This is a genomic window from Rhizobium sp. FKY42 (assembly GCF_005222835.1).
Taxonomy (GTDB): Bacteria; Pseudomonadota; Alphaproteobacteria; order Rhizobiales; family Rhizobiaceae; genus Neorhizobium.
Genome location: NZ_STGA01000048.1, coordinates 1 through 5,355, shown reverse-complemented (window position 1 = coordinate 5,355; position 5,355 = coordinate 1). Strand labels below are relative to the sequence as shown.

Genomic DNA, 5,355 nt, shown 5'->3' with positions numbered 1-5,355 from the left:
ATAGAGTTCCTTTAGAAAATCATTTACCATGATTTCAATGGCTTACGATCTCGCGAAAATCAGCATGACAGCCCTAATGCGGCCGGCTTTCGACGCCGGCATCGCGCTCACCCGCCTGGACGAGCGCATCGCCCGTTCGCCGGTCGGCCAGGGCTGGATCGAACGATCCCAATTCACCGACGCCTGCGCCTCGCTGTGGATCGACGGCGAACTCGTCCATCTCGAAGACCTCGTCCTCCACGACGCTACGCGAGATATTCGCACACCCACTCATGAGCTGACAATCGCCCGCGACGTGCTGCGCACGCGCCGGCGGATCGCCGGCCAATCCCCCGATTGGGCGTTCTCTGCCGACGGCATCCGCTCACTACGGAAAACCTCGGAGATCGCGTCGGGCGGCGGGGACGAGGCAACGACGGCCGGAGTTATTCGGGCGGCGGTCGCGATCGAAGCGGAAGGGGAGGGGGACGATGTTGACGACACCGAAAACCTTCCTGGTGTCGACTATGCCGCCATCGACGCGGTTCTGGCCCGCTCCGAAGCTGCGATCGAGAATGCCAAACGGCCAGGCCGCGCCGGCGGCCAGGAAAAAGATCCAATGGTTTACGACCTCGACTGGGATGAGGACGCCCGGCTCGACGAATGGCGCGGCGTGTTGCGAAAGGCACAGGAGCTGCCGGCGGTGCTGCAGGCGATCATTGCCCTCGATGCCTGGAACGAGATTTCGGTCCTCCAGCACGCGCCTTGGCTCGGGCGCCTGTTGGCCGCGTCGATCTTGCGGGAAGCCTGCATTACCACCGGCGCCCATCTGGCGGCCATCAATCTCGGCCTCAAAACCATTCCGGTCGACCGGCGCCGGCATCGTGACCGGGAGACCCGGTTGCTCGCCATTGCCCAAGGTCTGATCGCGGCGGCCGAGATCGGCATGAAGGAACATGACCGGCTGACGTTGGCGAAGAGCATGATGGACCGAAAACTGGAGGGGCGGCGGACGTCGTCAAAACTGCCGGAGCTGGTAGAGCTGGTGATGGCGAAACCGCTGTTGTCGGCCGGGATGGTGGCGAAGACGCTGGAGGTCACGCCACAGGCGGCGCGGCGGATCGTTTTGGAGCTGGGCTTGAGGGAGATGACGGGGAGGGGGAGGTTTCGGGCATGGGGGATCGTGTAAACGCTCGCGGCGGACGAGGTCGATCCAGCACAAAGCGCTCCCCAATTCGTTGGATAGGTCGAAGCTCGTTGCAGATTAGGGGCGGTTGAACGTGACCTGCCACAGGTCATGACCGAAACGGGAATTTTCACTGGAAAACGATTTGCATCTGGCGGCTCTCTTCCATCAGACGCGTCCTCGTGCAACTACTATCGGGCAAAGCACTGAGGTGTTGAATGACCGATGGTCAAAGTATACATGGCTTCAGAGAGTGGGTCGATGAAGAACCGAACCCTTCCTGGAAGTTTTTGCCCTTAACGCACATAACAAAGTGCATTACGGGCGAGGCCGTGATTAAGAGCGGCAACATCCGCGCATCATGGTGCAGTGTCTTCGAGACTACAAGGGCGTATTTTTTTTACGGCAGACCGAGCTATCGGGTGCATGGCGATGGTCCTATCAAGGTAGCTGCCGCATGTCCAATGTGCTTCATTTTGGACGGTATATTGCTATCGAACGCGTCTGACATCTATGCGTTTGACACAGGTGCACACGCTTCTCGTATGTACGACCATGCGCTGCTTAAGGAAATACCGAAAGAAGAATTCAACCTGATGAGCGCCGAGCGAGTCAATCGCCTCATCGCAAAGGTGTTTGGGTCATTGGATCGATACTTCTTAGGAGAGACCGATAAGATTCGAAAGGAGGGCCTCGTTGAGAATTGGCAATTCGCTTCCTCTGCTTTTCTTGATCTGATTACATCAAGAGGGAGAAATGAACCCGACGATCGCATCAGTGCCATAGAGGTGTCTTTTGACTCGGATGTCGAATTTGTCCCTCACCTTAAGGCTATTGTGGTTCCTGACTCAATATATGGCTTGGGTTCCAAAGCGCCATGGCTGGAGGAATTGGCTGACGCAGGCTGTGAAGTCGCTCCCTATAAGTTCCGCCCTGGACGAAATGCCGATTACTACTACGCCCTGATTGAGGCCGAGGTCACGGATATGTATCGCAGATGGCGCCTAATCTGAACGCCTCTCCAGCGTTCGAGCTAGTCGGGTATGCGAAGCTCGACCCCGCTCCAGTGGGCTTCGTTTTGCCGATCTTTCGGCGCGACAGTTCCGCAGGAAAGTTCATTCAGATGGTGGACGAGTGGTCAAGGACCGTCTCGGGATACCGGGAGATCTCTTTAGATGACCATGAGATTCTTCCGGCCCCCGTTACCGTACCCAACCCTAAAGGGCTATATCTTTTTGGTTTCGTTGAAGACGGCTCTTTACAAGTGGGTACTATAGAAGAACTGGCGCCCTACCTGGTAGACGTCGCTTCGAGGAACGCGAGCGCATGGGCACTGCGCGCTCAAATATTCGACCTGTTGAATGACCATGGAGAGGTCCTAATCGCCCACCGGAATCTGGATGGTATCTTTGGAAGGCGGCACTCTACGCTGTCAGCAACTTCGTATACAAATTCGGTTCTGCGTACCGCGGGCTGGGATTACTTGCTGAACGCTGCTCGCGAGCAATCGACGGCTCGGTGGATATCAAGAAATCTGTCAAGGATCGAAATGCATGTGAGCAAACTGGGTACTGTGCGGTTTACCGGAATCCGCAAAGAATTTCTTGATCAGCTTGCGGTTCCTCGCTTCCTAGAACTAAGTTCTTTGCTTCATGGGAGTACCCTGTCCGACACCGTGATCGCTGCAAAGAGGCGCGATGGTACTCTTGAAGAGGACGATAAGCCGTTGGTAATCCGGGAAACGGACAGGCTTTTCAGGATACATGATGATTATCGGCGGATCGGCGTGCTGTTCACGATCCTGATCGACGACTTTAATCTGGGGGACGGCATATTGAGCGTTGAATCGCCTGATCTATTCGGATCGCTCAGAGCGATCAAGCCTGAGATTGTTCGTTCGAGATTGATGTTTAGCGGCCCTCAGAAAATGCACGAGTGGCGAAATTTGCTAAAATTGTTCAGCGTAAGATTAAGCCCTTACAGCTACAGAACTCTCCTGAGCGTACTGTTGGAAAACATCGATGACCCTGTACCTGGCGAAGCAATAAATGAAGCATGGAGCACTATTTTTACGCGGTGATGAGACTGGGGCTCGCACAACAAAGTTGTCGAATTTAAGCCGGTATGGGGAAAAGTACCCGCTGACCATGCATGCTTTTCGGCGATTGTTCAACAGGCATTCCTAATAATTCCGGGGTCACGGGCGGCGCTACTGTCGTTTGACAGTTAATCGTTAGAATGCGCCCGTTCCTGTTGTTAGTGGCACTTAATTTAAAACTATTGGGCACGGGTTTCGTGTTGCACGTCTTCCGGTCCGGTAATGGGTTAATTGACAACAATGACCGAGCTATCTGCCCGCCTCGACAAATTGCGGTTCCTCGCCGAGGAACTCCATCTCGCATTCGCTCTCGCGAATAGCGCGCCGGACGCTTGGAATGCCCGCTTGATAGCGCGCCATATACTGATCCGAGCATATGACGTCATTGCACATGCACGCCAGATTCGAAAGTTCGTCCGGGCCTTCGGCGCCGACCAAAAGTTTCATGAGGCTAAAGAAGCCTACGCCAGTTGGTTTGACGAATATTTTAAGACGGCGCGGCACAAGCTTGGAGCACATGTCCAAGATCTGGATTTCGGCCAACGTATCGAACTTTGGAATGATATTGAGACAAGCAAGATTGGAACATTTGTCGAAGGCGCAGCTGAGATCTACGGTCTGCTTGCGTCCCTCAATCTTCCTGGCTACGTTCCTCTAACCTCTCCGCCTCCGGAACTGGCTGATCCTGGCTTCGTTTCGGCACTCGCTCAATTTCAACAATCTGCACTGCCGGCTCGCGCGGAATACGCGTCGGACCCGCTCGCAATGACCCGACCAGGCACTATAGCCGGATCGGGCAACACCCCGATCCATCACCGCGCTGCTCAACTTACTCTGATCGCACGGTGGATTCGCTGGGATCGATTGACGCTCGATCGATTTGCGGCTTTTCCTCGAGTGCGGCGTGTCCTTCTGTCTCGCCTTGTCACCGACTTGGTGAGTTTCGCAGATTGTCTGATAACACGACCTACCGCGTCGGGTGCGCTACAGACTATGGTCGGGTTTAACGACCTGATGGCGGCTGAACCACTCGGTCCATCTTCCGCTCTCGCCACGTTCCTGTCCGGATACCAGTTTGAGTCCGTCCTCAACCGATATCGACCCATTCGCGATCAGATCGGCGGTCATCTCGAAATCGATCCAACTCAGGCTCTAGCGGATGTGTTTTCAGTATTGGACACCGTCGATCTGGGGGACCTGCAGAACTTTTTCGAAGTCATGCGGCACGCTTTTTTCGCTGCCTGTGGTGAACGTGTCTACCTTTCGCTGTATCGGGCGGATGGAGAAGCCGTGCGCGGCGGTGTTCCTGCCCGCCTGAATTCAGTCGTTGCCTATGACCCGGCTGCAAAGCCGGACCCCGATCCAGAACTCAAACGGGTCCACGATTGGGGCCCAGACGATTTTAGACGGATAATGGCCGGTTGGTTTAGCGAAGAAACCGAAAAACAGGAAATCGCCCTAGACGCCTTTCGATCGGGTTTCGCCCAAAATCGCGGTGAGGAGTTTACGGTCGAACATTCAGCGGGAAGCAGCAACCGGTGGGATCGCACGACCTTTACTATTGCGCACGGTATTCTGCTGCAGGCGCTCATCGAAGCGCCATCGCAAACCCATGCCTTCCTGCTGATCGATTTGCTGCTAAGCGCTAGCCGAGGCTATCCGAACCGAGCCGCCGAGACGCTTATCCGGTACATCGAGCAAGGCGGCCCCCTCTCCAGCGCACCGATCGTGATCCATGCGCTTGGGATGCTGGCCGAATGGGATGTTCCCCGCTTCATGGGGCCACTCGCGATTGCTGCAAAGCACGGCCAACCTTGGCCAATCAGGCGTGAAGCCATACTTGGGTATTTCCGTATCTTCATTCGAAATGAGGGCCTTCTACGAATCAACAATCAGAAGGTCTTCGCCCAGATGGGCGATGAGATTGAACCTCTCATCGTAGCGGTATCTCCTGAAGAGGAGCTCGAACTTCGGCTGGCTATGGCGAGCTCGATTTGGAACCCCGATCTCAACCTGTTTGCGCGGCTCTGTTGCGAAAATTCCGATTGGTTGTGAAGAGGCATTGCTACGCGTCAGTCACGCGGATTTGGCA

At 55.4% G+C, this 5,355-nt stretch carries 4 protein-coding genes; all 4 read left to right on the top strand.

Annotation, left to right across the window (positions count from 1 at the left end):
• Positions 1-28: 28 nt before the first annotated feature.
• Positions 29-1,168 (top strand): RHE_PE00001 family protein, encoded by a 1,140-nt coding sequence (locus tag E8M78_RS18425; protein ID WP_137136445.1) that lies wholly within the window; start codon positions 29-31, stop codon positions 1,166-1,168.
• A gap of 215 nt (positions 1,169-1,383) precedes the next feature.
• Positions 1,384-2,178 (top strand): hypothetical protein, encoded by a 795-nt coding sequence (locus E8M78_RS18420; protein ID WP_137136444.1) that lies wholly within the window; start codon positions 1,384-1,386, stop codon positions 2,176-2,178.
• Positions 2,163-3,245, top strand: coding sequence for a hypothetical protein (locus E8M78_RS18415; protein ID WP_137136443.1), 1,083 nt, complete (start codon positions 2,163-2,165; stop codon positions 3,243-3,245). The genes E8M78_RS18420 and E8M78_RS18415 overlap by 16 nt, the downstream gene beginning before the upstream one ends.
• 1,032 nt (positions 3,246-4,277) lie before the next feature.
• On the top strand, positions 4,278-5,318 hold the full coding sequence (locus E8M78_RS18410; protein ID WP_137136442.1) for a hypothetical protein: 1,041 nt from the start codon (positions 4,278-4,280) through the stop codon (positions 5,316-5,318).
• Positions 5,319-5,355 lie beyond the last annotated feature (37 nt).

What these genes read in the sequence shown, in the direction of transcription:
- E8M78_RS18425 (WP_137136445.1), top strand. Translation starts at nt 29, where the DNA reads ATGATTTCAATGGCTTACGATCTCGCGAAAATCAGCATGACAGCCCTA.
- E8M78_RS18410 (WP_137136442.1), top strand. Translation starts at nt 4,278, where the DNA reads ATGGCGGCTGAACCACTCGGTCCATCTTCCGCTCTCGCCACGTTCCTG.
- E8M78_RS18415 (WP_137136443.1), top strand. Translation starts at nt 2,163, where the DNA reads ATGGCGCCTAATCTGAACGCCTCTCCAGCGTTCGAGCTAGTCGGGTAT.
- E8M78_RS18420 (WP_137136444.1), top strand. Translation starts at nt 1,384, where the DNA reads ATGACCGATGGTCAAAGTATACATGGCTTCAGAGAGTGGGTCGATGAA.